Annotated in this window: 28 protein-coding genes and 1 pseudogene; 12 read left to right on the top strand and 17 right to left on the bottom strand. The window is 68.7% G+C overall.

The genetic code is table 11. The annotated features are described in order from the left end of the window. Nucleotides 1–50: 50 nt before the first annotated feature. On the top strand, nt 51–1,388 hold the full coding sequence (locus ACT86A_RS07300; RefSeq protein WP_445091211.1) for an HRDC domain-containing protein: 1,338 nt from the start codon (nt 51–53) through the stop codon (nt 1,386–1,388). Here ACT86A_RS07300 and dxs read toward each other — a convergent pair. From dxs to ACT86A_RS07285, 3 genes are all read right to left on the bottom strand, one after another. Continuing rightward, entirely contained in the window at nt 1,329–3,227 is a 1,899-nt protein-coding gene (gene dxs / locus ACT86A_RS07295; protein ID WP_445091210.1) for a 1-deoxy-D-xylulose-5-phosphate synthase, read from the bottom strand. The two genes, ACT86A_RS07300 and dxs, sit on opposite strands and share 60 nt — an antisense overlap. A 195-nt stretch (nt 3,228–3,422) precedes the next feature. Beyond that, on the bottom strand, nt 3,423–4,835 hold the full coding sequence (locus ACT86A_RS07290; protein ID WP_445091209.1) for a class I SAM-dependent RNA methyltransferase: 1,413 nt from the start codon (nt 4,833–4,835) through the stop codon (nt 3,423–3,425). A gap of 19 nt (nt 4,836–4,854) precedes the next feature. Then, nucleotides 4,855–6,840: an APC family permease gene (locus tag ACT86A_RS07285; protein ID WP_445091208.1), complete on the bottom strand. Its 1,986-nt coding sequence runs from the start codon at nt 6,838–6,840 to the stop codon at nt 4,855–4,857. 160 nt (nt 6,841–7,000) lie between these two features. Between ACT86A_RS07285 and ACT86A_RS07280 the strand changes: the two genes are divergently transcribed. Together ACT86A_RS07280 and ACT86A_RS07275 are read left to right on the top strand one after the other, a co-directional pair. Further along, nucleotides 7,001–7,666, top strand: a complete 666-nt coding sequence (locus ACT86A_RS07280; protein WP_445091207.1) for a potassium channel family protein — start codon at nt 7,001–7,003, stop codon at nt 7,664–7,666. Between the two features lie 2 nt (nt 7,667–7,668). Next, nucleotides 7,669–8,340 (top strand): potassium channel family protein, encoded by a 672-nt coding sequence (locus ACT86A_RS07275; RefSeq protein WP_445091206.1) that lies wholly within the window; start codon nt 7,669–7,671, stop codon nt 8,338–8,340. 45 nt (nt 8,341–8,385) lie between these two features. Here the strand turns inward: ACT86A_RS07275 and ACT86A_RS07270 are convergent, their stop codons facing one another. The 3 genes from ACT86A_RS07270 to ACT86A_RS07260 all read right to left on the bottom strand — a co-directional run bounded on the left by ACT86A_RS07270 (nt 8,386) and on the right by ACT86A_RS07260 (nt 10,272). Continuing rightward, nucleotides 8,386–9,012 (bottom strand): sigma-70 family RNA polymerase sigma factor, encoded by a 627-nt coding sequence (locus ACT86A_RS07270; RefSeq protein WP_445091205.1) that lies wholly within the window; start codon nt 9,010–9,012, stop codon nt 8,386–8,388. Between the two features lie 159 nt (nt 9,013–9,171). Beyond that, complete coding sequence (locus ACT86A_RS07265; RefSeq protein ID WP_445091204.1) at nt 9,172–9,891, bottom strand: DUF3159 domain-containing protein; 720 nt, start codon at nt 9,889–9,891, stop codon at nt 9,172–9,174. 3 nt (nt 9,892–9,894) lie between these two features. Continuing rightward, nucleotides 9,895–10,272 carry an OB-fold nucleic acid binding domain-containing protein gene (locus tag ACT86A_RS07260; RefSeq protein ID WP_445091203.1) on the bottom strand — a complete coding sequence of 126 codons (378 nt, stop codon included), beginning with the start codon at nt 10,270–10,272 and terminating at the stop codon, nt 9,895–9,897. A gap of 132 nt (nt 10,273–10,404) precedes the next feature. On the opposite strand from ACT86A_RS07260, the gene ACT86A_RS07255 reads away from it, so the two are divergent. Then, on the top strand, nt 10,405–11,100 hold the full coding sequence (locus ACT86A_RS07255; protein ID WP_445091202.1) for an alpha/beta hydrolase: 696 nt from the start codon (nt 10,405–10,407) through the stop codon (nt 11,098–11,100). Nucleotides 11,101–11,123: 23 nt separating this feature from the next. Here the strand turns inward: ACT86A_RS07255 and ACT86A_RS07250 are convergent, their stop codons facing one another. Together ACT86A_RS07250 and dut are read right to left on the bottom strand one after the other, a co-directional pair. Continuing rightward, a complete protein-coding gene (locus ACT86A_RS07250; protein ID WP_445091201.1) occupies nt 11,124–11,990 on the bottom strand; it encodes a DUF3710 domain-containing protein in 867 nt (288 codons plus the stop codon). 5 nt (nt 11,991–11,995) lie between these two features. Further along, a complete protein-coding gene (gene dut, locus ACT86A_RS07245; protein ID WP_445091200.1) occupies nt 11,996–12,496 on the bottom strand; it encodes a dUTP diphosphatase in 501 nt (166 codons plus the stop codon). A gap of 52 nt (nt 12,497–12,548) precedes the next feature. Between dut and ACT86A_RS07240 the strand changes: the two genes are divergently transcribed. Next, nucleotides 12,549–13,061, top strand: coding sequence for a DUF3093 domain-containing protein (locus ACT86A_RS07240; protein WP_445091199.1), 513 nt, complete (start codon nt 12,549–12,551; stop codon nt 13,059–13,061). A gap of 22 nt (nt 13,062–13,083) precedes the next feature. On the opposite strand, the gene ACT86A_RS07235 is transcribed toward ACT86A_RS07240, so the two are convergent. Beyond that, nucleotides 13,084–13,386, bottom strand: a complete 303-nt coding sequence (locus ACT86A_RS07235; RefSeq protein WP_014351871.1) for a DUF4193 domain-containing protein — start codon at nt 13,384–13,386, stop codon at nt 13,084–13,086. A 376-nt stretch (nt 13,387–13,762) separates the two neighbouring features. Between ACT86A_RS07235 and cei the strand changes: the two genes are divergently transcribed. Then, nucleotides 13,763–14,440, top strand: coding sequence for an envelope integrity protein Cei (cei, locus tag ACT86A_RS07230; RefSeq protein WP_445091198.1), 678 nt, complete (start codon nt 13,763–13,765; stop codon nt 14,438–14,440). Here the strand turns inward: cei and ACT86A_RS07225 are convergent, their stop codons facing one another. After that, on the bottom strand, nt 14,441–15,373 hold the full coding sequence (locus ACT86A_RS07225; RefSeq protein ID WP_445091197.1) for an inositol monophosphatase family protein: 933 nt from the start codon (nt 15,371–15,373) through the stop codon (nt 14,441–14,443). Nucleotides 15,374–15,544: 171 nt separating this feature from the next. Between ACT86A_RS07225 and ppgK the strand changes: the two genes are divergently transcribed. Both ppgK and ACT86A_RS07215 read left to right on the top strand, forming a co-directional pair. Beyond that, nucleotides 15,545–16,303, top strand: a complete 759-nt coding sequence (gene ppgK / locus ACT86A_RS07220) for a polyphosphate--glucose phosphotransferase (protein ID WP_445091196.1) — start codon at nt 15,545–15,547, stop codon at nt 16,301–16,303. 193 nt (nt 16,304–16,496) lie between these two features. Next, a complete protein-coding gene (locus ACT86A_RS07215; protein WP_445091195.1) occupies nt 16,497–17,870 on the top strand; it encodes an RNA polymerase sigma factor in 1,374 nt (457 codons plus the stop codon). 289 nt (nt 17,871–18,159) lie between these two features. On the opposite strand, the gene ACT86A_RS07210 is transcribed toward ACT86A_RS07215, so the two are convergent. Both ACT86A_RS07210 and ACT86A_RS07205 read right to left on the bottom strand, forming a co-directional pair. Further along, nucleotides 18,160–19,344, bottom strand: a complete 1,185-nt coding sequence (locus ACT86A_RS07210) for a cation:proton antiporter (protein ID WP_445091194.1) — start codon at nt 19,342–19,344, stop codon at nt 18,160–18,162. Nucleotides 19,345–19,348: 4 nt separating this feature from the next. Continuing rightward, on the bottom strand, nt 19,349–19,831 hold the full coding sequence (locus ACT86A_RS07205; protein ID WP_445091193.1) for a cation:proton antiporter regulatory subunit: 483 nt from the start codon (nt 19,829–19,831) through the stop codon (nt 19,349–19,351). A 461-nt stretch (nt 19,832–20,292) separates the two neighbouring features. Between ACT86A_RS07205 and ACT86A_RS07200 the strand changes: the two are divergent. Next, nucleotides 20,293–20,340: pseudogene (locus tag ACT86A_RS07200) on the top strand (hypothetical protein); the annotation flags it as partial. Between the two features lie 120 nt (nt 20,341–20,460). Here the strand turns inward: ACT86A_RS07200 and ACT86A_RS07195 are convergent. After that, nucleotides 20,461–20,817 (bottom strand): DUF952 domain-containing protein, encoded by a 357-nt coding sequence (locus ACT86A_RS07195; RefSeq protein ID WP_445091341.1) that lies wholly within the window; start codon nt 20,815–20,817, stop codon nt 20,461–20,463. 278 nt (nt 20,818–21,095) lie between these two features. On the opposite strand from ACT86A_RS07195, the gene ACT86A_RS07190 reads away from it, so the two are divergent. Continuing rightward, the gene (locus tag ACT86A_RS07190) at nt 21,096–21,290 is read left to right on the top strand and encodes a DUF7455 domain-containing protein (protein WP_412801006.1); all 195 of its coding nucleotides are present in this window, start codon (nt 21,096–21,098) and stop codon (nt 21,288–21,290) included. Nucleotides 21,291–21,395: 105 nt separating this feature from the next. Here ACT86A_RS07190 and ACT86A_RS07185 read toward each other — a convergent pair whose 3' ends face one another. Both ACT86A_RS07185 and ACT86A_RS07180 read right to left on the bottom strand, forming a co-directional pair. Beyond that, on the bottom strand, nt 21,396–21,602 hold the full coding sequence (locus ACT86A_RS07185; protein ID WP_445091192.1) for a hypothetical protein: 207 nt from the start codon (nt 21,600–21,602) through the stop codon (nt 21,396–21,398). Between the two features lie 46 nt (nt 21,603–21,648). Beyond that, nucleotides 21,649–23,400, bottom strand: a complete 1,752-nt coding sequence (locus ACT86A_RS07180; RefSeq protein WP_445091340.1) for a DEAD/DEAH box helicase — start codon at nt 23,398–23,400, stop codon at nt 21,649–21,651. 125 nt (nt 23,401–23,525) lie between these two features. On the opposite strand from ACT86A_RS07180, the gene ACT86A_RS07175 reads away from it, so the two are divergent. Further along, entirely contained in the window at nt 23,526–24,734 is a 1,209-nt protein-coding gene (locus tag ACT86A_RS07175) for a YihY/virulence factor BrkB family protein (protein ID WP_445091191.1), read from the top strand. Nucleotides 24,735–24,743: 9 nt separating this feature from the next. Here the strand turns inward: ACT86A_RS07175 and ACT86A_RS07170 are convergent, their stop codons facing one another. Next, entirely contained in the window at nt 24,744–24,980 is a 237-nt protein-coding gene (locus tag ACT86A_RS07170) for a DUF3039 domain-containing protein (protein ID WP_445091190.1), read from the bottom strand. Between the two features lie 194 nt (nt 24,981–25,174). Here ACT86A_RS07170 and ACT86A_RS07165 point away from each other — a divergent pair, with 194 nt between their 5' ends. Continuing rightward, nucleotides 25,175–25,528, top strand: coding sequence for a DUF3099 domain-containing protein (locus ACT86A_RS07165; protein ID WP_445091339.1), 354 nt, complete (start codon nt 25,175–25,177; stop codon nt 25,526–25,528). A gap of 108 nt (nt 25,529–25,636) precedes the next feature. On the opposite strand, the gene ACT86A_RS07160 is transcribed toward ACT86A_RS07165, so the two are convergent. Then, nucleotides 25,637–26,929: an MFS transporter gene (locus tag ACT86A_RS07160; RefSeq protein WP_445091189.1), complete on the bottom strand. Its 1,293-nt coding sequence runs from the start codon at nt 26,927–26,929 to the stop codon at nt 25,637–25,639. Nucleotides 26,930–26,964: the final 35 nt, after the last annotated feature.

Here is a 26,964-nt window from a genome sequence, read left to right as displayed (position 1 = left end):
GCGCCAATAGGACGGCGGCGCCATCGAGTCGGCACGTAAAGTTCAACACCATGTCCGTACCAGAAGAATCCGAACCCTCGGCCGCGACGCCTCTGCTCGCGCCTGCGGAGGGTGTGCCACCGGTACTGGACACCGCCGCCGAGATCCGCGCCGCGGCCGCCCGGCTTCTCGCCGGCACCGGACCGCTCGCCGTGGACGCCGAACGAGCCTCCGGTTTCCGGTACTCGGCACGCGCGTATCTGATCCAATTGCGCCGCGCCGGCGCGGGCACATTCCTCATCGATCCGATTCCGCTCGCCGACGGCCTCGCGCCACTGGCCGAGGCGATCAACGAACTCGAGTGGGTCCTGCATTCCGCGGACCAAGATCTGCCCGGTCTGGCCGAGGTCGGCTTGCGCCCGGCCCGGCTGTTCGACACCGAATTGGGGGGACGACTGGCCGGCTTCGAGCGTGTGGGCCTGGCCGCAATGGTGGAGCGTCTGCTCGGCCGCGCGCTGCGCAAGGGGCACGGCGCCGCCGACTGGTCCACCCGGCCATTGCCCGAGGACTGGTTGAACTACGCCGCGCTCGACGTGGAATTGCTGCTGGAGCTGCGCGACGCGGTGGCCGCCGCACTCCAGGCACAGGGCAAGACAGATTGGGCGGCACAGGAATTCGAGCACATTCGCACACTGGATCCGCCCGCGCCGAAAGCTGAGCGCTGGCGGCGCACCTCGGGCATCCATACGCTGCGCCGGGCCAGGCAGCTGGCCGTGGTGCGCGAACTGTGGACGGCCCGGGACGTGCTCGCCCGCGCCCGCGACGTGGCCCCGGCTCGTATTCTCCCGGATGCCGCGATCATCGCCGCGGCCGCCGCGGAGCCCAAGTCGATCGCACAGTTGCGCGCGCTGCCGGTGTTCGGTGGGCCGAGGCAGCGCCGGTACTCCCGGGAATGGCTCACCGCGATCGAGCGCGGTCGTGCTCTTGCCGACAGCGAGCTGCCGCCGTTGACCCAGCCGTTCGACGGTCCGCCGCCGGTCAACCGCTGGGAGCGGCGCGATCCGGCCGCGGCCGCGCGCCTGATCAGGGCGCGCGCCGCGATGGGCGAGCTGTCGGCCGAGCACGCGATTCCGGTGGAGAATCTGCTCGCGCCGGATCTGGTTCGCCGGCTGTGCTGGGACGGGCTGGCCGACTACGACGTGGCCGAGCTTTCGGTCGGGATCGACGGGTTTCTCAAGTCCGGTGGCGCCCGGCCCTGGCAGCGGGAGCTGGCGGTGCCGCGGCTGACGCTCGCGCTGCCGTCCTCGGTCCGCGTCGAGTGCTCCGCGGATTCGCCCGGCGCCGCGACGTCAACGAGCGGCCAGCCACCCGCCGACCCGGCGGGCGATGCCGGAGGCGGTCAACCCTAGGTCCGCGTGCACCTCGCCGCGCGAAGCATGGTCCAGGAACTGTTGTGGCACACCGAGTTCGCGGGTCGGGATGTCCAGTCCGGACTGTCGCAGCCGCGCCGACACCGTGGAGCCGATGCCGCCGTGCAGCCCGCCGTCCTCCAGCGTCACCACGAGCCGGTAGTTCTCAGCAAGCTTCAGCAGCGTGTCGGACACCGGCAGCACCCAGCGCGGGTCGAGCACGGTGACCGAAACCCCTTCTGTGTCGAGCAGATTCGCCGCCTCGATGGCAACCCCCGCGAACGAGCCGACGGCGATGAGCAGGACGTCGCCGTGTACGGCCTGCACCGAGCCGGCTTCCGGTTGCGCCATCCGCAACACGTCCACGCCGTCCAGCCGCTCTATCGCCGAGATGTCTTCGGCGACACTGCCTTTCGGGAATCGCAGCACGGTCGGACCATCGTTGCAGGCCAGTGCCTCGGCCAGCTCCTCGCGCAGTGTCGCGGCATCGCGCGGCGCGGCGACCCGGATGCCGGGAATGATGCCGAGCAGCGAGAGATCCCACATGCCGTTGTGACTGGCGCCGTCGGAGCCGGTGATGCCCGCGCGGTCCAGCACCACCGTCACCGGCTGCTTCAACAGCGCGACGTCCATCAGTAACTGGTCGAAGGCGCGGTTGAGGAATGTCGAATAGATCGCGACCACCGGATGCATGCCGCCGAGCGCCAGGCCCGCCGCCGAGGCCATGGCATGCTGTTCGGCGATACCGACATCGAACATCCGGTCCGGGAACCGCTCCCCGAAAGCCGCCAGCCCGGTCGGCCCCGGCATCGCGGCGGTGATGGCCACGATGTCGGCGCGCCGCTCGGCATGCTCGATCAGTTCCGCGGAGAACACCGACGTCCAGCCCAGCGCCTTCGGGCCGCCTACCGGAGCCCCGGTCAGCGGGTCGATCGGATCGCAGGCGTGCATCTGGTCGGCGACATGATTCTCGGCGGGCGCGTAGCCGCGCCCCTTCTGCGTCACGGTGTGCACCACGACCGGCCCGCCGAAGTCCTTGGCCCGGCGCAGCGCCGCCTCCAAGGCGACGAGATCGTGGCCGTCCACCGGCCCGACGTACTTCAGGCCGAGGTCGCTGAACAGCTCCTGCGGACTGACCGCGTCTTTGATCCCGGCCTTCACCGCATGCACCATCGAGTACGCCGATTCGCCCACCCCGGGAATGCTCTTCAGAATGCGTTTACCCGCGTCCAGCGCGTGCTCGTAAGCCGGCTGGGTGCGCAGCGCGGTCAGCCGGTCGGCCAAGCCGCCGATGGTGGGTGCGTACGAGCGGCCGTTGTCGTTGACCACGACCACCACCGGTCGATCCCCGGCAGCGGCGATATTGTTCAGCGCCTCCCAGCACATGCCACCGGTGAGCGCACCGTCACCGACCACCGCGACCACGTGCCGGTCCTGCCCGCTGAGGGCGAATGCCTTCGCCAGGCCGTCCGCGTAGGACAGCGCCGCCGACGCGTGCGAGGACTCCACCCAGTCGTGCGCGCTTTCGGCCCGGCTCGGGTAGCCGGACAGGCCGCCCCGCTTACGCAGGGAATCGAACTGGTCCTTGCGACCGGTCAGAATCTTGTGCACGTATGCCTGATGTCCGGTGTCGAAGATCACTGGGTCGGCCGGCGAGTCGAAGATCCGGTGCAGCGCGATGGTGAGCTCGACCACCCCGAGATTGGGCCCGAGGTGTCCGCCGGTCGCGGCGACCTTGCGCACCAGGAACTCGCGGATCTCCTCCGCCAGCTCGCGCAACTGCGGCACCGTCAGCCGGCGCAGATCTTCGGGCGAGTCGACCCGGGAAAGCACTCCCACCTGAACTAGCTCCCTCCGGATAGCGCATCTGATCCGATCAGTCTACGGAGCGGCGGATGGCTCGCCTGCACGAGAACGATCACACCGACCGACATCACTTCGGAATGTGAGCTCGGCCATACCGCCCGGACATACCGTACCCAGCCTAGAAGGTCAGGGTGGCCCAGCCCGAGCGAGTGGTCTCGCGGACCGACGTCAACGCTCCAACAACGCAAGGCATTCGACGTGATGTGTCGCGGGGAACGCGTCGAATGCCCGCAGCTCGGCAAGCCGGTAGCCCGCTGCCTGGTACAGCCCGAGATCACGCGCGAACGCCGCGGGGTCGCATCCGACATGGATGATCCGCGTCGGCCCACTTGCCGCGACGGCGCCGACCACCTCCTTGCCTGCGCCCGCGCGGGGCGGATCGAGCACCACCACGTCCGGCGCCGCCGCACCGACATGCTCCGCCACCCAGCGCTCCACGCGCTGGGTGCGTAGCTCCACCCAGGGCAGATCACGTAACGCGGCCGCGCCATCCGCGACGGCCGACCGCGCGGATTCCACCCCGAGCACCGCCCCGGTCCGGCCGACCTGCTCGGCCAGCCGCGCGGCGAACACGCCCGACCCGCTATAGAGATCCCAGGCCCGTCCGCCGGCACCGAGCCCCGACCACTGCGCAACCAGATCCGAATAGCGTTGCGCCGCACCGCGATGCGCCTGCCAGAACCCGGTCGCCGCGACCTCCCACCGGCGTCCCGCCACGTACTCGACCGCCCGGCCGCTACCCGCGAACACCCATTCGTCGCGGGTCGCGTGCGCGGCGGCTCGCCGCGTGGAAGCGTCGCGCCGTTCGTCGCGCCGGCCGGACTCCCCGGCAGATACCTCGCTCCCCCGCCGATCGGACCCGCGCCGTCCGCCACGATGATCGCGGCCGTGTGGCCGGTCATGGCGCCTCGAGCTATCCCGCCGGTCGCTTCCACCGGGCCCGCGCCGGTCGCTGCGGCTGCCGAGTCTCGGCTCCGCGGCCGGCGCCAACTCGACGATGTGCCGCATGCCGTCGCCGTCCACCGCGATCACCAGGTCGGCGCCCGGCGTCCAGCGCCGATCCGCGATACCGGCCAGCGCCCCCGTGACCGGTTGCGGGCACCGCAGATCGGCAATCACATCGGTGCTGCGATACCGGTGCACGCCGGCACGTCCCCGGTCATCTACCGCGAGCCGGACGCGGGTGCGCCACCCACCGATCGTTTCGCCGGACTCGATCGGCTCCACCAGCACGTCACGCTCGATTCCGGCTACGCGGCGCAGTTGTTCGGCGACCACCGTGGCCTTCAGCGCGCGCTGCGCGGCCGGCGTGGCAAAGGAGAAATCACAGCACCCGGCGCCGCCGGGACCGGATACCGGGCAGGTAGGCGGCACCCGGTCCGGTGCAGCCTCGAGTACCTCGATGGCTTCGGCACGGCAGTACGAGCCGCCGCGGTCCTCGGTGACCCGGGCCCGTACCAGCTCGCCGGGCAGCCCGTGGCGGACGAACATCACACGTCCCTCGTGCCGCGCGACACAGAAGCCGCCATGGCCCGGTGGCCCGAGCCGCACGTCGAACGTACTTGTTCGCCAATCGCTCATCCCGAATGCTCCGTGGACGTCATGTCCGGTCTCCGTATCCGCGCCGCACCGCGCCGGGCGCGTTCACCACGCCGGGCGCCTTCGCCCGCGTGGACGAGCTCAGCTGCCACGGCACGCTGGTCACCATCACGCCCGGCTCGAACAACAGCCGGCCCTTCAGCCGCAGCGCGCTCTGGTTGTGCAGAACCTGCTCCCACCAGTGTCCGACCACGTACTCGGGGATGAACACCGTCACCACGTCTCGGGGGGCATCCCGGCGTACCCGCTTCACATAGTCGAGAATGGGCTTGGTGACCTCGCGGTACGGCGATTCGATCACCTTCAGCGGCACCGTGATGTCGCTGTTCTCCCATTCTCGCACCAGTGCCCTGGTGTCGGCCTCGTCCACGTTCACCGTCACCGCCTCCAACGTGTCGGGGCGGGTGGCGCGGGCGTAGGCCAGTGCCCGGCGGGTCGGCAGGTGCAAGCGCGAGACCAACACAATCGAGTGCGAGCGGCTGGGCAGTACGCCATCCCACTCGTGCTCGTCCAGCTCGCGCGCGACCGAATCGTAGTGCCGGCGAATCATCTTCATCACAACGAAGATCGCGACCATGGTGCAGATGGCGATGTAGGCGCCGGCGAAGAACTTGGTCATCAGCACGATCACCAGCACCGCGCCGGTCGCGCTGAGGCCGACGGCGTTGATCACCCTTGACCGCTTCATCCGCGCGCGCTGTCCCGGATCGGTTTCGATGCGCAGCAGGCGCGTCCAGTGCCGCAGCATGCCGGTCTGGCTGAGCACGAACGAAACGAACACGCCGACGATGTACAGCTGGATCAGCTTGGTCACTTCCGCGCCGAACAGCACCACGAAAGCGATGGCCGCGCCGGAGAGGAACAGGATCCCATTGCTGAACGCCAGCCGGTCGCCTCTGGTATGCAACTGGCGCGGCAGGTAGCGATCCTGCGCCAGGATCGAGCCGAGCACTGGGAAACCGTTGAACGCGGTGTTCGCGGCGAGTACGAGGATCAGCGCGGTCACTGTCGTGATGAAGAAGAAGCCGACCGGGAAACCTTGGAACACCGTCTCGGCGAGCTGAGCGATGAGAGTCTTCTGCTGATAGCCGTCGGGCGCTCCGGTCAGGTCCGAGACGTTGTGCGCGTAGACGATTCCGGTTTTCTGGGCCAGCACGATGATGCCGATCAGCAGCACGATCGCGATCGCGCCCAGCATCAGCAGCGTGGTGGCGGCATTGCGCGACTTGGGTTTGCGGAACGCGGGCACGCCATTGCTGATCGCCTCCACACCGGTGAGCGCGGCACAGCCGGAGGAGAACGAACGCGCGATGAGGAAGGCGAAAGCCAGGCCGTAGAGCTGCTCGTGCTCGACCAATCCGAAACCGGCCGATTCCGCCCGCAACTGCTCTCCGAGCACCACGATCCGGAACATGCCCCAGCCGAGCATGATGAACATGCCGACGATGAACGCGTAGGTCGGAATCGCGAACATCGTTCCCGATTCCCGCACGCCGCGCAGGTTCATCGCGGTGAGCGCGGCGATCGCCACGACCGCGAACAGCACCTTGTGGGTGGCGACGAACGGGATGGCCGAGCCGATGTTCGACGCGGCCGAGGAGATCGATACCGCGACGGTGAGCACGTAGTCGACCAGCAGCGCGCTGCCGACGGTCAGACCGGCGTTGGGCCCGAGGTTGGTCGTGGCGACCTCGTAGTCGCCGCCGCCGGACGGGTAGGCGTGCACGTTCTGCCGATAGCTGGCCACCACCACGGCCATCACGAACGCGACGGCCACCCCGACCCAGGGCGCGTACAGGTAAGCCGAAACCCCGCCGGCCGACAGGACGAGGAAGATTTCTTCGGGGGCGTAGGCGACCGACGACATGGCATCGGAGGCGAACACCGGAAGCGCGATTCGCTTCGGCAGCAAGGTGTGACCGAGCGAGTCACTGCGGAAAGGCCGGCCCAGCAGCACCCGCTTCGCTGCTGTCGTCAACTTGGACACTGGAGCGAGCATAGGCCCCCGGACAGTCGCTCGCGCGCGTGGCTCATAGGTTTGCTCGGCGGCCGCAGGGGGAACGTGGCCGGTGGAATCATTCGACGGGTACCGTTCGAGCGGACAGCAGAGCAGACCGAACACCATGGTTGCAGGAAGAGGTTGCACGGTGTACGTAGTGATCATGGGGTGCGGGCGCGTCGGCTCGTCGCTGGCTCATGCCCTGGTCCGCATAGGTCACGAAGTCACCGTGATCGACCGGGACTCCAGCGCGTTTCTGCGCCTGGGTTCCGACTTCCCCGGCCACCGGGTGACCGGTGTCGGATTCGATCGAGATGTGCTGATGAGCGCCGGAATCGAGCGGGCGGACGCGTTCGCGGCCGTGTCCTCCGGCGATAACTCCAACATCATCTCCGCCCGGGTCGCGCGAGAGATGTTCGGCGTGCAGCGCGTCGTCGCCCGAATCTACGACGCCAAACGCGCGGCCGTCTACGAGCGCCTCGGCATCCCGACCATCGCCACCGTGCCGTGGACGACCGACCGCTTCCTGCGGGCGCTCATCGGCGACTCCAGCACCACCACGTGGCGTGACCCCACCGGGACGGTTGCTGTGACACAGCTGACGTTGCACGAAGAGTGGTTCGGCCGCACGGTGCGCGACTTGGAGCAGACCACCGCGACCAGGGTCGCGTTCATCATCCGCTTCGGCCAGGCGTTGCTGCCCGACGGCAAGACCATCGTCCAGGCCGACGACATCGTCTACGTAGCGGCGGCATCCGGCACCGTGGGCGAGGCCGTCGCACTGGCCGCGAAGCCCCCAGCGAGCGAGGACTGAAAATGAAAGTGGCCATCGCCGGAGCAGGCGCCGTCGGCCGATCGATCGCCAGGGAACTCCTGCGCGCCGGGCACCAGGTGATGCTGCTGGAGCGTCAGCTCGAGCACATCGATTCCGCGGCGATCCCGGACGCGGTCTGGGTGCACGCCGACGCGTGCGAGCTGGCGTTGCTCGAGCAGGCCGGACTGGAGACCTACGAAGTTGTGATCGCGGCCACCGGGGACGACAAGACGAACCTGGTGCACAGCCTGTTGGCCAAGACCGAGTTCGGGGTACGCCGGGTGGTGGCCCGGGTGAACGATCCGCGCAACGAGTGGCTCTTCGACGCCTCGTGGGGCGTGGACGTCGCGGTATCCACACCCCGGCTGCTGGCCTCGCTGGTCGAGGAGGCGGTGTCCGTCGGCGACCTGGTGCGCCTGATGACGCTGCGTCAGGGCCAAGCGAACCTGGTGGAGATAACGCTGCCCGGGGACACCGCGCTGGCAGGCAAGCCGGTGCGCACGCTCACCCTGCCGCGCGATGCCGCCCTCGTGACGATCCTGCGCGGTGGACGGGTGATCGTGCCGCAGCCGGATGACCCCTTCGAGGGCGACGACGAACTGTTGTTCGTGACCTCGGTGGAAGCCGAGGATGACCTCCGGCTCGAGCTCGCCAACCACGGCATCCGGCCATAACCCTCCGATACGGCCGAGGTGTCCTTGGCGCGCCGGCACCGAGGACTACGCGGCGGTCTTCAGCTCCGCGCGCAGCTTGTTCAGCGCGCGGTGCTGCATCACCCGGACCACACCCGGGCTGGTACCGATGGCCTCCGCGGTCTGCGCCGCCGACCAGCCGAGCACGATGCGCATCACCAGCACCTCCCGGTGTGCCGGCGCCAGCACCTTCATGAGTTCCCTTGTGGCGGCGCGTCGTTCCGATGCCAGCGCCCATTCCTCGGGTCCGGCCGCGGAAGACGCGTAGTCCGGGACGTCGGCCACCGGGTAGGCGGGGTGCTGCTGCGAGCGGCGGAACGCGTCGGCGACCTTGTTGGCCGCGATGCCGTACACGAACGCCAGGAAGGACTTGCCCTGGTCCTGGTAGCGCGGGATGGCGTTGACCGTGGCCAGGAGGATCTCCTGCACCACGTCGTCTGCGGTGACCTGCAGATGGGCCGTATTGCCCAGGCGCGCACCGCAGTAGCGCCGCACCAGCGGATGCACGACCCGGATGATCTCGGCGACCGCCCGGCGGTCGCCCGCGGCCGCCGGACCGATCAGCTCGTCCAGCTCGGCCGATACCCGGCGGCTCTCCGAGAGAGCAGGGTTGTGGTTCTTGGGCAGCGCCGCGGTGTTGTGCTCGGTAGCCACGTCCGAGTCCTTCCTTGCCGATCCAGTACGTGTTTTCGATACGCATAGATCGTCTGATGAACTCGGGGCGGCAACCAGGCACCCCAGGGTGGGTAACCGCCCACCTCGGCGGTAGTCGTTACCCCACCCCTGCGGTTTTCGCCGGCCGGCGGCGGAAAGTCAACGGTGGGCGGGCTCGGTCGCCGTGACCTTCTTGCTGGGCAGATGCCCCGCACGGCGCACCGCCCAGAAGGTGACGCCCAACGCCACCGCGGTCAATGGCCAGCCCATCGCGATGCGGGCGAACGCGAGCCAGCCGGTGCGGTCGGTGTCGTAGAGCTGCGACTGCACCAGGTAGCGGGCGCCGAACACCAGGACCCACGCACTGGTAGCCAGGTCGTACAGGCGCACCAGCCGCGGATCGGACCGCCAGTCGGAGCCGTGGCCGTTCAGTACGCCCCAGATCACGCCGACCAGCGGTCGACGGAACAGGATGGAGACGAGGAAAACCCCGGCGTACACGAGGCTGGTGTAAATGCCGAAGAGGAAGAATCCCTTGGCCTCACCCATCCGGTAGGCGATGAAAGCACAGACGCCGACACCGAGGAAACCGGAAATCGCGGGCTGGACGGGATTGCGCCGCACCAGGCGCCAGGCCAGGATGGCCGCGGCCACGCCGAGCGCCGCCCAGACCGCGGCGGTCAGTCCGGCGAGACTGTTCACCGGGACGAACACGACAACCGGCAGCGTCGAGTAGATCAGGCCGCTGAAGCCGCCCAATTGTTCGAGGAGGGTCTGCTCGGCACGTTCCTCGGCACGTCCGTCGGGTACCTCACGCCCGTCGGGCACGTCGAGTCCGATGCGGTCGCCGGAGCCTGCTTTGTCGTCGCTCGATGGCATACGTCAGCTGTTCCCACGCAATTCGTAGTAGGGGTTGAAGATCACCTTGCGGCCGTCGCGGTCGCCCACCCGACCACGGACCAGGATGCGCCGCCCCGGCTCGATACCGGGAATGCGCCTGCGCCCGATCCAGACCAGCGTGATGGAGTCGGTGCCGTCGAAGAATTCCGCCTGCACACTGGCTCCAGCGGACTTGGAACACGCTTCGACACTCCGAAGCCTACCGAGCATCGTGGCCTCGTCACCACGCCGACACTCCGACGCGCGGTGCGCTCCCGACGCCTCGGAAGTCTCGGCCAGCTCTTCGGCATCCAGCTGATCGAGGTCTCCGGTCAGTCTGCGGCCCAGACGTCGAAAATAACCTGAGGCTGCGGATGACATTGTGCACGCTCTCCTGCATAGCGCAGATGGCGTGGGTCGCACACCATCATGGGGGATTCCGGTGGCACGGCCTGTTGCGGCCGTACACCGCCACTGTAGATGGGCTGGGCCACCCCCGCTACGCTCGGACCGATGTTCGACTTCCCACGTCCGGCTCGCGTCGTCGCGCTGCCCGGCACCGGATCCGACGCCGATTTCGCCCGGCGCGCCTTCGGGCCCGCCAGCACGGCACGCGGTCTCGACTTCCTCGCGGTGGAACCGGACCCGCGCCGGGTCGTCGCGAGCTGCCGGGCCGGGTTGGAGCAGGCGGCGGGCGCTGGTCCGATCCTGGCTGCGGGGATCTCGCTCGGGGCGGCGATCGCGCTGGAGTGGGCGGCCGAGCACCCGGATCGCGTGGTCGGGATCGTCGCGGCGCTGCCGGCCTGGACCGGACCCGACACCGCCGCCTGTCCAGCCGCACTCAGCGCCGCGGCGACGGCCGCGCAGCTGCGCGCCGACGGTCTGGCGGTGGTGCTCGCCCGTATGCGAGCGAGCAGCCCGCGGTGGCTGGCGGACGCGCTGACCCAGTCGTGGCGCGCGCAATGGCCGCATTTGCCCGCGGCATTGGACGAGGCTGCCGACTACAAATGGCCGGATGCCGACCGGCTGGCCACCTTGGCGCCGCCGCTCGTCGTGGTCACCGCGGTCGATGATCCGGTACATCCGCCGGAGGTAGCCGAGGACTGGACCGCGCTGGCCCCCCGATCGCACCTGTGCCGGATCACCCTGGACGAATTAGGCGCCGACCCAGCGATCCTCGGGCATACCGGAATCGGCGCCTTCGGCTGAGTGCGTAGCCGGTCGCGGGCTGCTCAGTTCCGGCCGAGCTGCTGCATCGCCGAGCCGTCCGCGCCCCGGCGCGGCTCCTGCGGCATCCGTGGGGGAAGCACCGGTTGCGCACCGGTCTGCGTCGCCGCCGCTTGTGCGGCCATCGCCTGCTGCTGGGTTTCCACTTGCTGCTGATGGGCCGCGGCCAGCTGCTCCGCCAGTTGCTGCGGCAGCACCACCGGCAGCGGCTCACGCACCGGCAACGGATCCTCGCCGCGCCGCACCACCGTCTCGGCGAGGATGGCGCGCGCCGCCTTGACCAGCGGGCTTGCATCGTTCGCCGCGCCGGAGGGCCCCGCGGCGACCAGTCGCACCATCCAGCGGTAGCCGTCGACGCCGATAAATCGCAAGTCGGCGCCCTCGGTGTGCGCCAGCAACTCCCGACCCCATGGCCCGTTCTGCACCGCGACCTCGGCACCGTCCTTGCGCAGCGAGTCGGCGAGATCCGCCGCGACCAAACGCCACTGGCCCGAGGTCTTGGGCGCGGCGTAGGCCGCGACGGTGATCCGGCCGTGCTCGGTGGCCAGGTGCACCGCCTGCGGCCGGCCTTCCGGGGTCATCTCGACCTGCAACTGGCCACCGGGCGGGACCGGCAGCAGCACCGACCCGAGATCGAGCCGCTGCTCGGCGACATTCTCCAGCAGTTCGGCGACCTCGTCGTAGTCGTAGGGGCCGGGCCTGCCCCCCAGCGGGTCGGCGCCGAACTCCACGCCCGCGTAGGAGCGCTCGTCGGTCGGGGTGTCGTCGTAGTACTCGTTGTCGTAGTCCGGCTGGTCGTCGGCGTCGGCGTAGTCGCCCGCCTCGTCGTACCGATCGTCGGGGTCCGACGACTTCTTTCGCATTCCGAACATTCCCGTCATGCCTCCTTGCCGGTCGCCCGGCCCGCCCCATTCGTCCGCTCGGTCAGACTCGCGTGACCGCCGCTGGAGCCGTAGCCACCTGCCCCACGGGTCGTCTCATCGAGCGAGCCCACCTCCACGAAATCCACCAGCTCCACTCGCTGCACCAGCAATTGCGCGATCCGGTCGCCGCGACGCAACTCGATCGGCGTGCGCGGGTCGTGGTTGATCAGGCACACCTTGATCTCGCCCCGATACCCTGCGTCGACCGTGCCGGGGGTGTTCACCACCGACAGGCCGGACTTCGCCGCCAGACCCGAGCGCGGATGGATCAGGCCGACCGTGCCGACCGGCAGCGCGACGGCGACGCCGGTGCCGACCAATACCCGCTGCCCCGGCTCCAGTATGACGTCCTGTGTGGTGCACAGATCCACGCCCGCGTCGCCCGCATGGGCACGCGTGGGCACGGGAATGCCGGGGTCGAGCCGCAGCAAGGGTATCGGTGAAAGTGCGCTCACGTTGGACGAGCCTACGCGTAAGCCGTTTGCCCTCGTGACTTAGTGTTGACTCGTGTCGGACCAGCCCAATCCTGTGATCAGGGACGAGAAGAAGCAGCCCGCGAACCGCTACCGCGAGCGCCTGTGGGTGCCGCTGTGGTGGTGGCCGGTCGCCTTCGCCATCGCGGGATTGCTGGCCGCGGAGATCCATATGGGTGCGCCAGGGCTACGCGCCTGGCTGCCTTACGTCCTGCTGTTCCCGGTCCCGGTCTGGGTGCTGCTGTGGCTGAGCCGCCATCGCGTCGAGGTGACGCTCGACGCGACCGGCACGCCGGAGCTGCGCGCCGACCGCGCACATCTACCGGTGAATTTCGTCGCCCGCGCGGCCGCAGTCGCCCCCACCGCGAAAAGCGCGGCGCTGGGACGCCAGCTCGACCCCGCCGCCTACGTGCAGCATCGCCCGTGGGTCGGGCCGATGGTCTTGCTCGTGCTCGATGACCCGGACGATCCGACGCCGTATTGGCTGGTGAGCACGAGACGGCCCGAACGGGTCCTCGCCGCGCTCGGTATTCCGAGCGCGGACTGACACATATTCGATCTCGTCGCGATCAGGCTGCACAATCCATGCAGATCATCTGGCCGCCCTTGTCGCTGGCCAGCCTGCTCCGGTGATGGACCAGGAAACAGCTGGAACAGGTGAACTCGTCGGCCTGCTTCGGGATCACCCGAACGGTCAGCACTTCCTCGGACAGGTCGGCGCCGGGAAGCTCGAACGACTCCGCGGTATCGGATTCGTCGATATCCACGACGGCGGACTGCGCCTCGTTACGACGAGCCTTCAGCTCCTCCAGCGAGTCCTCCGACACATCGTCGGATTCGGTGCGCCTCGGTGCGTCATAGTCGGTTGCCATGTCGTCTTCCCCTCGTCCTAACTCCGTATATCCCGGACCGGTTCGTTCACACCTGATTCCTGCCGGAATCGGTGCGACCGATACCGCCCCGCCAATGGTGCACATCACACGTACACCGGTCGCCTATCAGGGTGGATCGCACCGATCCACTCTCGATAGCGCTGGGTAAACGCAGGACATGCCCTTCTTGTTCCCGCGACCGACCACCGGTTTCAACGTTGGTGAATCGATCTGGGCCGCCAGACAATAGCGGACCTCGGAGCAAAAGTCGCAATCAAAACCCGGAAGAGTCGAAACTGACGGCCAATCGATACCATCGGCGGAACGCACCGAGACCTTGCACGGCGTCCGGGACACATTTTCGTAGAGTGTGTTGGTGGTTTCACTGATCACCGAAGGCGCCGCGACGGATTCGCACGGTCGGCCGTTCCTTCGGCGCCGCCCCCAGCCCTGGCTCGTCATGCTCGGCGTTCTCGCTTTGATCTGCGGGATCGTCTGGATCAAGGCACTCACGACGCACGAGACCGATCACACCGCGATGGCCTGCAACTCACCCAGCCCCGCCACCGACCCCGGTGCACCGCAACCCACTGCGCTCGGTCAACGGGTCGGCGCGGGGCGGCTGCAGGACGTGGAGCCGACCGCACTGGCGGCCAGCAAGGTGCGGGTACTCAACGCGAACAACCAGCGCGGTCAAGCCGCCCACGTCGCCGCGCAGCTCGGTGACCTCGGCTTCGCGAGCGCGCCCGGGACGCAATACGGCAACGATTCGGTCTACGTCAACGGTGATCTGGAGTGCACGGGACAGATCCGCTTCGGTGTGAGCGGGCGTCCGGCCGCCGCGGCGGTGCAGTTGGTCGCGCCGTGCGCCGAACTGATCGAGGATCAGCGCAGCGACGACACCGTCGATCTGGTGCTCGGTTCACTGTTCCGGGATATCCGGCCCAGCAATGACGCAGAGGAGGTGCTGCGTTCGCTGAAGAACCCCGCTCCAGGGAACTCCACGGCGATCGATGTCGACCTGCTCGGCGCCGCCCGGCAGGCCCGCTGCTGATCAGCGATCGGGAATCGGGTCGGTCGCGCCGACCCGGTTCAGCAGCACCCCGAGTTCTTCCGCGATGCCCGGCGCGGCGGCCACGACCAGGTCGCCGTCGGTGCCCGGGGACGTCGCGGGCGGAAGGGTCAGGCGCGCACCCGCCTCAGCGGCGATCAGCGCGCCCGCACCCCAGTCCCAGGCATTGAGCCCGTGCTCGAAATAGGCGTCCACGCGGCCCGCCGCGACGTGACACAGATCCAGCGCCGCCGCGCCGAAGCGGCGGATGTCGCGCACATGCGGCAGCACCTGCGCGATCAGCTCGGCCTGGCGCGTCCGGCGCTGACGGCCATAGGCGAATCCGGTGGCCACCAACGACATCGAAACCGTCTCGACGGACGTGCAACGCAGATGCTCCACCACACCGTCGGCGCCGACACGCAGCGCGCCGAGCCCGAGCCCGGCGCTGTAGGTAGCCGCTCGCGCGACATCGACCACGGCGCCCGCGACCGGTCGCCCACCACGCAGCGCAGCCACCGAGACGGCGTATCCCGGGATGCCGTAGAGGAAGTTGACCGTACCGTCGATCGGATCCACGACCCAGTGGACGACATCGGCACTCCCGTCGTCGATACTGCCGCCGCCCTCCTCGCCGAGGATCGGGTCACCGGGGCGCTGTTCGGCGAGCATTCTTCGGATCAGCTCTTCAGTCTCGGTATCCACGATGGTCACCGGGTCGGTGGCATGACTCTTGGCCTGCACGGCGCCTTCGGCGTGCGCGCCCGCGGGCCCGAACACCTCGGGCCGACGGGCGCGGACATGGGCGGCGGCGGTTTCCGCGAGATCGACCGCGACGCGACGCAGATCGGCCTCATCGCCGCGCGCGACGATCGAGAGGAACGAGTCGGGGGTGTAGTCGGACACTGGCGATGAGGTTTCCGGCACGCCTTCCATCGCATCACAGATCCTCGCCGAACGCCCAGCCCCGGTCCCGCATTATTCTTGTCGTGCACGACACAGCGTCGTCGTCGGGCATCCCATCGCATCGCCCTGTCATGGCGTCGTGGGTCCGGGTGCGGCGACGCTGTCACCACACCGGCCGGCACAGGGAATGAAGGGTCAGTCATGTCTGCTCGGGGGCACGCGTTCGGCATCGATATCGGCGGTAGCGGCGTCAAAGGCGCACTGGTGGATCTGACCACCGGCGGGTTGGTCCATGAGCGGCTCAAGATCGCGACGCCGTACCCCGCGACACCGCAGGCGGTGGCCGAGGCGGTGGCGGAGCTGGTCGCCAAGGCCGAGTGGGATGGCCCGGTCGGCGTCACCCTGCCCGCGGTGGTGATCGGCGGTGTGGCGCACACCGCGGCCAACATCGACAAGTCCTGGATCGGGACCGACGCGCGGGCGCTGTTCTCGACCGCGCTCGGCGGCCGCCCGGTCACCGTGCTCAACGACGCGGACGCGGCGGGGATGGCCGAGGACCGCTACGGCGCGGCGAAGGATTTCGCCGGGCTGGTCCTGCTGCTGACCTTCGGCACCGGCATCGGTTCCGCGCTGCTCTACAACGGCACGCTGGTACCCAACACCGAGTTCGGTCACCTGGAAGTCGGTGGCAGCGAAAGCGAGCACCGCGCGGCAGCCTCGGTGAAGGAGCGCGACGGCTTGACCTACGAGCAGTGGGCCGCGGAAGTCAGCATCGTGTTGACCACGCTGGAGAACCTCTTCTTCCCGGTCGTATTCGTGGCGGGCGGCGGCATCAGCCGGGATGCCGACCGGTGGATCCCGTTGCTCACCAACCGAACCCCGGTCATCCCCGCCCACCTGCGAAATACCGCGGGCATCGTCGGCGCGGCGATGGCGATCGACGAGGGAATCACTCCGTGAGGCGCGCGGGCGCGACGGGGATGCGGTTACCGGCATCGTGCCGTAGGTACCCTGGTGAGATCGTTACAATGGAACGTGCCCGGCTGAGCCGGAGAAACACCGACCGGCCCTCCGCCGGTGAAACCCGACAGATCGCTCCGCCGGAACACTACTCTGGCGTGACGCCGCACGAGACCGTCACGAAAGGGCGTACGTGGTAGCCACGAATACCCGTCAGACCGCCGAATCGGCCGATGCCGACTCCGCAGATGGAACCGCAGCACGGCCGGTCCGTAAGGCTGCCGCGAAGAAGGCCCCGGCGAAGAAGGCCGCCGCCAAGAAGGCGCCTGCCAAGAAGGCCGCCAAGGCGACCAAGGCTCCGGCGAAGAAGGCCACTACCAAGAAGGCCGGACCCGATGGCGAGCCCGGCGCCGAGGAAGCCCTCGATGACGAGTCGCTGGAACTCGACGATCTCGGCGACCTGGAGGTCTCCGAAGAAGACCTCGCCGACGGTGAGGATCTGGTCGACGTCGCCGAGGAAGCCGAGAGCGAGGAAGCCGAGCAGGCCGAAGAGCCCACCGCGGCGGAGAAAGCCTCCGGCGATTTCGTGTGGGACGAGGAGGAATCCGAGGCGCTGCGGCAAGCTCGCAAGGACGCGGAGCTCACCGCCTCGGCCGACTCGGTGCGCGCCTACCTCAAGCAGATCGGCAAGGTCGCGCTGCTCAACGCCGAGGAGGAGGTCGAGCTCGCCAAACGGATCGAGGCCGGACTCTACGCGGCGGAGAAGGTGCGCGAGTTCACCGAGCAGGGCGAGAAGCCGCCGGTCGCGACGCGCCGCGACTTCAACTGGATCGTCCGCGACGGCAACCGGGCCAAGAACCATCTGCTCGAGGCCAACCTGCGCTTGGTCGTGTCGCTCGCCAAGCGCTACACCGGCCGCGGTATGGCGTTCCTGGACCTGATCCAGGAGGGCAACCTGGGTCTGATCCGCGCGGTGGAGAAGTTCGACTACACCAAGGGCTACAAGTTCTCCACGTACGCCACCTGGTGGATCCGGCAGGCCATCACCCGCGCCATGGCCGACCAGGCCCGCACCATTCGCATCCCGGTGCACATGGTCGAGGTCATCAACAAGCTCGGCCGCATCCAGCGCGAGTTGCTCCAGGACCTCGGCCGCGAGCCGACACCGGAGGAGCTGGCCAAGGAAATGGACATCACGCCGGAGAAGGTGCTGGAGATCCAGCAGTACGCGCGTGAGCCCATCTCGCTGGACCAGACCATCGGCGACGAAGGCGACAGCCAGCTCGGCGACTTCATCGAGGACTCCGAAGCCGTCGTCGCGGTGGACGCGGTCAGCTTCACGCTGCTGCAGGACCAGCTGCAGTCCGTGCTGGAGACGCTCTCGGAACGCGAGGCGGGCGTTGTCCGGCTGCGCTTCGGTCTGACCGACGGCCAGCCGCGCACCCTCGACGAGATCGGGCAGGTGTACGGGGTCACCCGCGAGCGCATCCGCCAGATCGAGTCGAAGACCATGAGCAAGCTGCGCCACCCCAGCCGCTCGCAGGTGCTGCGCGACTACCTGGACTAGGTCGCTTCGTCTCGACGCCCGCATTCGTTGTGCCGCTTGATATTCCAGCGCTGCCGCGAATGCGGGCGTCGCGTTTTGCGGCTCGGGTGAACCGCCGCCGATCCTCGTTGTCCACGCGGCGCCGGCTCGGTGCGCAACGAGCGACCCGTCACCGACGTCAACGCTGGTCAGAGCAATTTTTGCGGCTCGGCAACCGGGCCCGATGTCGTTGCTGCCCGGCTTCGCGGGTCCGCACACCATGGCGATCGGCTCCATGGATGGCACCGGCCCGCCGCACTACGCAGGCTGATCAGGAGATCGCGGGCTCGGAACGGACACGGCGTTGCAGCAGCCCCATCATGGGCTCGACCACGCGCGCCGCGACCGGTCCCAGCACCGCCATCAGCAGGACGTAGGTCGAGGCGAGGGCGGTGAGCCGGCCGTCCATCGCGCCCGCGCTCACCGCCAATCCCGCGATGACTATCGAGAATTCGCCGCGCGCGACGAGCGCGGCGCCCGCCCGAGCCCGGCCCATCCGCCGGATGCCCTGCCTGGCGGCGGCCCACCATCCGGTGGCGACCTTTGTCGCGAGCGTGACGACCGCCAGCACCACCGCCCAGCCCAGCACCGGCGGAATCGACTGCAGGTCGGTGTTGAGTCCGAAGGCTACGAAGAAGATCGCCGCGAACAGGTCGCGCAGCGGCTCGAGCAGTTTCACGGCTGCGGCGGCGGTCGAACCGGAGATCGCGATGCCGAGCAGAAACGCCCCGACCGCCGCCGACACGCTCAGGGCGGAGGCGATGCCCGCCACCAGCAGCGCTCCGCCGAGCAGGGTCAGCAGGAAAACCTCCCGATCGGCGCTGTCCACGATCGCTGAGACGTGGCGGCCGTAGCGCAGCGCCACCATGAGCACCAGTGTGATCGTCATCAGCGCCAGGCCCAGCGCACGCATCCCGCTGATCCAGCTCAGTCCGGCCAGAACCGTGGTGAGAATCGGCAGGTACACCGCCATCGCCAGATCCTCGAACACCAGGATGGACAGGATCACCGGCGTCTCGCGGTTGCCGAGACGACCGAGATCGTCGAGGACCTTCGCCACGATCCCCGAGGACGAGATGTAGGTGACGCCTCCCATCGTGATCGCGCCGGGCAGGCCCCAGCCCAGCAGCAGAGCTACCACCACGCCCGGCGTCGCATTGACCACGATGTCGACGATTCCGGCGTCCCATGAGCGCCGCAGCCCGGTCACCAGCTCCGCGGCCGTGTACTCCAGGCCGAGCAGCAACAGCAGCAGCACTACGCCGATCTCCCCGGCGATATGGCCGAACTCGTAGGCCGACCGGAGTTCGATGAATCCGCCCTGACCGAAGGCCACGCCGCCGATCAGATACAGCGGGATCGGTGACATACCGACCCGGCCCGCGACGCGCCCCAGCATGCCGAGGGCGAACAGAACCGCTCCGAGCTCGATCAGTGCGAGCGCGGTGTCAGTCACGTGCTCAGCCGTGCGTCAAGATCTTCGCGGCGGCATCGAGACCCTCCGGGGTGCCGACGACCACGAGCAAGTCGCCCGCGGTGAAGGTGAAATCAGGGCCGGGCGAGGGATGCAGCTGCCCCGCCCGCATGACCGCGACGATGGAGACCTTCGTCCGGGTGCGCATCTGGGTCTCGCCGAGGGTGCGGCCGTCGTAGGGCGACTCATCGCCGATCGGCAGCTGACGGGTGGTGATCCCGGGCAGGTCGCGGTGATCGTCGTTGAGTCGCGCGACCAGCTGCGGCGCCCCCAGCAGATTGGCCAGCACCGCCGCCTCGTCCGTGGTCAGCGGGATCTGCGCGGCACAGGCATCCGGATCATCGAGCTTGGAGACGATCAGGTCGATATCACCGTCACGGTGGGCGACCACGCCGATTCGGCGGCCGGAGCGCACTTCGAAGTCCTTGCGGACACCAATGCCGGGTAGTGCGGTGACGTCGACGTTCACGCCCTCCAGATTAGCCGGATGTCCGGGTCGATAAACCGTGCGGTCAGCACTTCGGCCGTCGGCGTGTGGTCTGCGCCCTGAGCTGTGCTGGGGGCACGCGGCGATGGCGGGAAGGGCCCGAGCGAACGCGGGACGTGCCCGGGCACTGTGATCGTCTTCGCCGGTGGCTCGGCGCTATGTCTCACCGGCCTGTCCACGATGACCGAGCGTGGCACCCGACCCAGCGAATGCCGCAATCACGCGGTCCCTCCAGCTTGGTCATGATGCGCGAGCGTACGGCCGCGGTCGACGGGAGCTTCAGCGCCGGACCGGATTCCGGCTGCTGGGAAGTGCCGGCCCGGTCGCCACTGCGCTCCCCAGGCGCGACACGACGATTCGAGTAGTGATCGCCGACGACCAAATCCCACTGCGGCGCAATCGGTTCCGTCCGGCCTGGACGAGCTCACCGACCGGAATGTGAAGTGCTCGACTGCCGCGCCAACGGATTGTCGACCGCGCAGATCGCCGGCAAGCCGTCCATCGGCGAGACGGCCGTCACGACGCACGTCTCGCGGGTACTTGCTGAAACTCGGTGCGCGGCCCCGGGTTCAGCCCGCGCGATCGTCGCCCGCGAGGTCCGCGGCCGATGCTCACCCGGCGAGCGGAGCGAATGTCCCATCCACGCCGGGCCGGTACTCCTGCACCGCGGTGACCGCCGACACCGGCAATGGACCGTACAGATGAGGGAAGAGCATCGACTCCGGATCGGTCGGCACACCCGGCTCCCACTTGATCGGCGAGTTCAACCGCCCAGGGTCGATGCGCAGCAAAACCAGATCGCGCCGTCCCGCGAACAACCGGTTCGCGGGCAGGTGCACTTGCCGCGGAGCCGAGAGGTGGATGTACCCCGCCTCCTCGAGCGAGGGCGGGCAATGCTCGCCCGTTTGCCGGGCGGAAAGCCACTCGCTCACAGTGCATAGATGAACAAGCGTGTGAGTGTCGTAGATCACGGGTAATCTCCCGGTGGACAACTGAATCGGCCGATCGAGGATGTGATCGAGTGCACTTCGAGAACCGACCTGGGGCGTTCGCCCGTAGCGAAATCCCAGGTCGTGTTAGCGAAAACACACTGAATCATTCGCGGGAACAAAGTCCCCCGTCCCGAACGTCTGACAGAGTAGTCCTACCCCTGCTGGGAAGTAGCGGTAGCGAGCTCGTGGTGAGTGACCACGGGCCCCACACCAGGTGAACGGTCGTCGGGACCGGGAGCCAGGACGGAGGAGTCATGCCAGGAACCCTGACAAGCACCCCACTGACCGCGGTCGATCGTTGCGACCGCTGCGGGGCGGCGGCCCGAGTGCGCGCCGTACTGCCCGCGGGTGGAGAGTTGCTCTTCTGCCAGCACCACGCGAACGAACACATGGATCGGCTGCGTGAGCTGGACGCCGTGATCGACACGGAGTCCGCTCCCGAACTCTGATTCGCTCCTCGCGTCCTGACACAACAGCATCGGACAACAGAACACCGTCATCACCGACAGCGGGCGACCACAGGTCGCCCGCTGTCGGCGTTTTCGGCGGACGGGTCAGGACGCCGACACCGTGCCGAGGATGCCGTCCGCCAGCAGTCCGACCAGCCCATAATCGAAGGCGCCAGCCGAGTCGGCGGGCGCCTGGTGCAGCTCGCCGGCGACCTGCACTGCCCACGCACAGACCACCGGAGCCCGCTGCCGAGCGCCGCGCTGGCGCTGCTCGCCGCAGGAGCGCGCACATCGCGGCGTGCTGCCGGGCAATCGAAACAGCGGCCATGCGCCGGATCAGCGATCTCACCAGCGCACGCTACCTTCGGCGCAGCGCCGCGATGCGCTCACCGAGCTGATCCGCGGTGGCCAGCGCGGTCGGCGGTCCGCCGCACTCGCGCCGCAACTCGCCATGGATCACGCCATGTGGTTTACCGGTGCGGTGGTGATGCATCGCTACCAGGCTGTTGAGCTCGCGGCGCAGTTCGCCGAGCCGGTCGGCCGTGGCGACACGTTCCGCGGCGCCGGCCACCTGCGGGCCCGGCTCGGGTGCGGTCGCAGCCGTCCCGCGCTCGGCAACCTGCCTGGCCTGCCGCTCGCGCAGCAGCGCACGCATCTGCTCGGCATCGAGCAACCCCGGAATACCCAGGTAATCGGCCTCCTCGTCACTGCCGGCGAACGTAGCTGTACCGAACGAGGAGCCGTCGTAGATCACCTGGTCGAGTTCGGCGTCGGCGGCCAGCGCGACAAACGATTTGTCCTGCTCGCCGGGCTCGTCCTTCTGCTTGCTCGCCTCGAGCAGCAACTCGTCGTCGAGTCCGTCCTTCTCCCGGTGCGGCTTGCCGATGACATGGTCGCGCTGCAATTCCAGTTGCGCGGCCAGATCCAGCAGTACCGGCACCGACGGCAGGAACACGGTCGCGGTCTCGCCGGGCTTGCGGGCACGCACGAACCGACCGATCGCCTGGGCGAAGTACAGCGGGGTGGCGGCGCTGGTCGCGTACACACCAACGGCCAGGCGCGGCACGTCGACACCCTCGGACACCATGCGCACCGCGACCATCCACGGTTGGGTGCTGTTGCTGAACTCTGCGATCCGGTTCGAGGACGACGGGTCATCGGAGAGCACCAGCACCGGCTTTTCGCCCGAGATGTGTTCCAGCAGTTCGGCGTAGTCGCGGGCGCGGTCCTGGTCGGTGGCGATCACCAGCCCGCCCGCGTCGGGCATGCCGGAAGCGCGCTTCTGCCGCAGCCGGATGTCGGCGGCCCGCAGCACGGCCGACATCCAGTCACCCGCCGGGTCCAGCGCGGTGCGCCAGGCCCGGGCGGTCTGCTCGGCGTTCAGCGGCTCGCCGAGGCGCGCGGTGTACTCCTCGCCCGCGCTGTCGCGCCAGTGCGCCTCGCCGGAGTAGGCCAGGAAGACCACCGGCCGCACGACGCCGTCCGCGAGCGCCTCGGCATAACCGTAGGTGTGGTCGGCGCGGGACTTCGGGAAACCGGACTCGTCGGGTTCGTAGACGACGAAAGGGATCGGGCTGTCGTCGCTGCGGAACGGGGTACCGGTCAGCGCGAGGCGGCGGGTGGCGTCGCCGAACGCCTCGGCTGTCGCGTCACCCCAGGTCTTCGCGTCACCCGCGTGGTGGATCTCGTCGAGAACAACGAGCGTCCTGCGGTTCTCGGTGCGCACCCGATGCCGGAATGGATGCGCGGCGACCTGCGCGTAGGTGACCACAACGCCGTGGTAGTCCCCCGAGGTGGCGCCGGCGGCGTTGGAGAACCGCGAGTCCAGCGCGATCCCGGTGCGAGCCGCGGACTGCGCCCACTGATGTTTGAGGTGTTCGGTCGGCGCGACGACGGTGATCTGGTCCACTGTGCGGTCGGCCAGCAGTTCCGCCGCGACGCGCAGCGCGAACGTCGTCTTTCCCGCCCCAGGGGTAGCGACCGCGAGAAAATCTCGGGGTTTGGTGGCCAGATACTTCGTCAACGCACGCCGCTGCCAGGCACGCAGAGATCCACCGACGCTCGTGCTCGTTGCTTTCGGATCGCCCGGCGCTCCCGCTTCTCCCGCCACAGCGGTGCCACCCGACCCAGTCACGCAGACGACCCTAGCGGCCCGGTACGGCGTGTCGCCAAACCGACGCGACCGCCGCGACGGGCATCACAGGTCCACCAGCCAAGACGCTGGACGTTCACCCGATGCGCACCGACACGTCGCGCCGTACTCCGATGCCGATCGACGAAGTGCGCGATGCTGTAGGGACGATGACCGACCACCGCGCCCACCCGGGCACTCCGCCGCGGACCGATGCCGCCTCGGCCCGCACAGCGACGGCGCGCGCCCGGAGCCGGGCGGGCCAGGCGGGAACGAAGGCGGCACACGCGAGCAGGCAAACGGTCGCGCTGGTTGTCCGGGTAGCGGAGAAGGCCTGGGGAGACTCGATCTTCGCCAAGTCGGCCGCGGCCGCGTTCTGGCAGACACTCTCGCTGGCGCCGCTGCTGCTCGGGCTGCTCGGCAGTCTCGGTTACGTCGGCGGATGGTTCGGTCCGGACACGGTGGCGATCGTGGAAACCAAGATCATCGCGTTCAGCCGGGACTTGTTCAGCGCGAACGTGGTGTCCGACCTCATCGAGCCGACGGTGCAAGACGTCCTCGGGCGGGGACGCGGTGCGGTGGTCTCGGTGGGTTTCGTGCTATCGCTGTGGGCCGGATCCTCGGCGATGGCCACCTTCGTCGACGCGATCGTCGAGGCCCATGACCAGCAGGACGCGCGGCACCCGGTGTGGCAGCGCATCTTCGCGCTGCTGCTGTACGTCCTGTTCCTGGTGGCGGCGGTGTTCATCCTGCCGCTCGTGGCGCTGGGGCCGACGCTGATCGGGCGGGCGCTGCCCGCAACGTGGCGTGCTCCGGGACTTCAGCTGCTGGATTTCTTCTACTATCCGGGCGTCGGACTGCTGCTGATCATCGGGCTCACCACCTTGTACAAGCTGGCGCTGCACACCTCGCTGCCGTGGCACCGTCTCTTCGGTGGCGCGCTGGTAGCCGGAGTGTTCTTCATGGCGGCGAGTGAGCTGCTGCGCCGCTATTTGTCCTGGGTAACCCGGACCGGTGTCACCTACGGCGCGCTCGCGACGCCGATCGCGTTTCTGCTGTTCACGTTCTTCCTCGGCTTCGCGGTGATCCTCGGCGCGGAGTTCAACGCGGCGGTGCAGGAGCTCTGGCCCGCCCGCGCGACCCGCATGGAGCAAGTCAAGGAGTGGATCGCCAACCAGGTACGCGGCGACAGCGATGCGAGTTCGCCGGGAGCGACCGGGGACGACGACGCGGCAGGCCCGGACGACGCCGGACCCAGCCGCTCCCCGGCGGTGCTCGACCTTCGGCGGACGTCGGCCTCGTCGCTGGAGTAGGGACCGCGCTCAGTCGCCCTTGCGCAGGCCGTCGAAGACCTTCTTGCACTCCGGGCACACCGGAGAGCCCGGCTTGGGCGAGCGGGTCACCGGGAAGACCTCTCCGCACAACGCGACCACGTGGGTGCCCAGCACAGCACTCTCAGCGATCCTGTCCTTCTTCACGTAGTGAAAGAACTTCGGGGTGTCGTCGCCCGTCGTCTCATCGGTCGTTGTATCAGGGCGAACCATGGTGTCGGTGCTCACGCATTCCATGATGCCGCATCACCACATCTGCGGCCGACAGCGGTGGCGCGCCATCGTCGCCGAGACCGAGAGCGGTCGTCGGGAACCCGGGCGGTGCGCGGGCGGAGCGCAAGTGGAAGACTCGGGGTATGCAGCAGAACGGCGAATCCCCCTCCGCCGACGGCCGCGACCGCGAAGAGCACCCCGACGTGACGATGCCGACGCAGCCACGCCGTTCCTCCGGTTTTTTCCCAGGCAGTGACGACAAGCACCCGGCACTGATCACCGAGGCGGCGCCGTCGCTGGAGGATCAGCACCGCGCCCGCGTGCGGCGGTACACGATCATCATGGCGTTCCGCATCCCCTGCCTGGTCCTCGCGGCGATCGCCTACAGCGCCTTCGGCAATCCGCTGCTGTCCATCCTGATCATCGTGGCCTCCATTCCCCTGCCCTGGATCGCGGTATTGATCGCGAACGACCGCCCGCCGCGCCGCAAGGACGAGCCCAGCCGCTGGGACCGACCGCGCACCGCCATCGAGTCGCGCCCGCACAACGCCATCGACAGCTGAGCCCGGGCCGCATCCGCAGCGTCCGGCGAGCTGGTCACCGGCAGTCTTCACCTCGGGACCCACCGCCGGCGCGGCACGTCAGCCGTGGATACCGAGGCACGGAGACCGTCAAGACGGTTGCGGGGCGCGGCGCAGCACCGCCGACATCACCGCGGCTGCGCCGCACAGCGTGCCTGCCAGATACCAGGCCAGATCGTAGCTGCCCTGGAGGTCACGGATGACGCCCGCGCCGCTGGCCGCCAACGCCGCACCGATCTGGTGCGCGGCGAAGACCCATCCGAACGCCACTGGGCCGTCCGCGCCGAACAGTTCGCGGCACAGCGCGACCGTCGGCGGTACCGTAGCGACCCAGTCCAAGCCGTAGAAGACGATGAAGACCCACAGACTCGGCTGCGTGTGCGGCCCCAGCAGCGCGGGCAGGATCAACAGCGAGAAGCCGCGCAGCGAGTAGTAACCGATCAGCAGGTAGCGCGGGTCCAGCCGGTCGGTCAGCCAGCCCGACGCGATGGTGCCCGCCACATCGAAAATGCCCACGACCGCCAGCAAGCTCGCCGCGGTGGTCGGTGGCATGCCGTGATCGTGCGCCGCACTGACGAAATGGGTGCCGACCAGCCCGTTGGTCGACGCCCCGCAGACCGCGAAGCCGCCTGCCAGCAACCAGAATCCGGGGTTACGCGCAATCGTGGCGAGCACGGTCAGCGCACGCGAGGCACCACCGGCCGCGGGCACCCGCATCCCCACGGGACTGTCCGGCGCGGCCCCGTACGCCCGTGCTCCGACGTCGCTCGGAAAGTCGCGGATGAACAGCACCACCAGTGGCGTCACCGCCAGCGCCGTGCCGGCGACGATCAGCGATGGCAGCCGCCAGCCGTGCGTGTGTGCGAGCGCCGATATCAATGGCAGGAAGATCAGCTGGCCGGTCGCGCCGGCGGCGGTGAGCACGCCGGTGACCAGGCCGCGCTGGCGCACGAACCAGCGGCCGGTGATGGTCGCGACGAACGGCATCGACATCGAGCCCACCCCTACGCCGACCAGCAGACCCCAGGTCAGCATCAGATGCCACGGCTGGGACATGAACACCGTCAGCCCGCTACCCGCCGCGACCAGTGCCAGCGCGCAGGCCACCACTTTGCGGATGCCGAAGCGATCCATCAGCGCTGCGGCGAAAGGGGAGATCAGGCCGTACAGCAAGAGATTCAGCGAGACGGCCGCGCCGATGGTGCCGTGTGACCAACCGAACTCCTCGTGCAGCGGGTCGAGCAGCACGCCCGGCACCGACCGGAACGCGGCGGCGCCCAGCAGCGCGACGAAACCGACACCCGCGACCAACCAGGCCGGATGCAGGCGGTGGCGCGGGGCGGAGTCGACGGAAAGCGTGGTCGGCGTCTGCAGTTGGGTCACCCGTCGAGCTTGCCGGATCGTTGCTTCCGCAACTA

This window comes from Nocardia glycosmidis, assembly GCF_052545115.1.
This window is presented reverse-complemented; position numbering and strand designations above follow the sequence as displayed.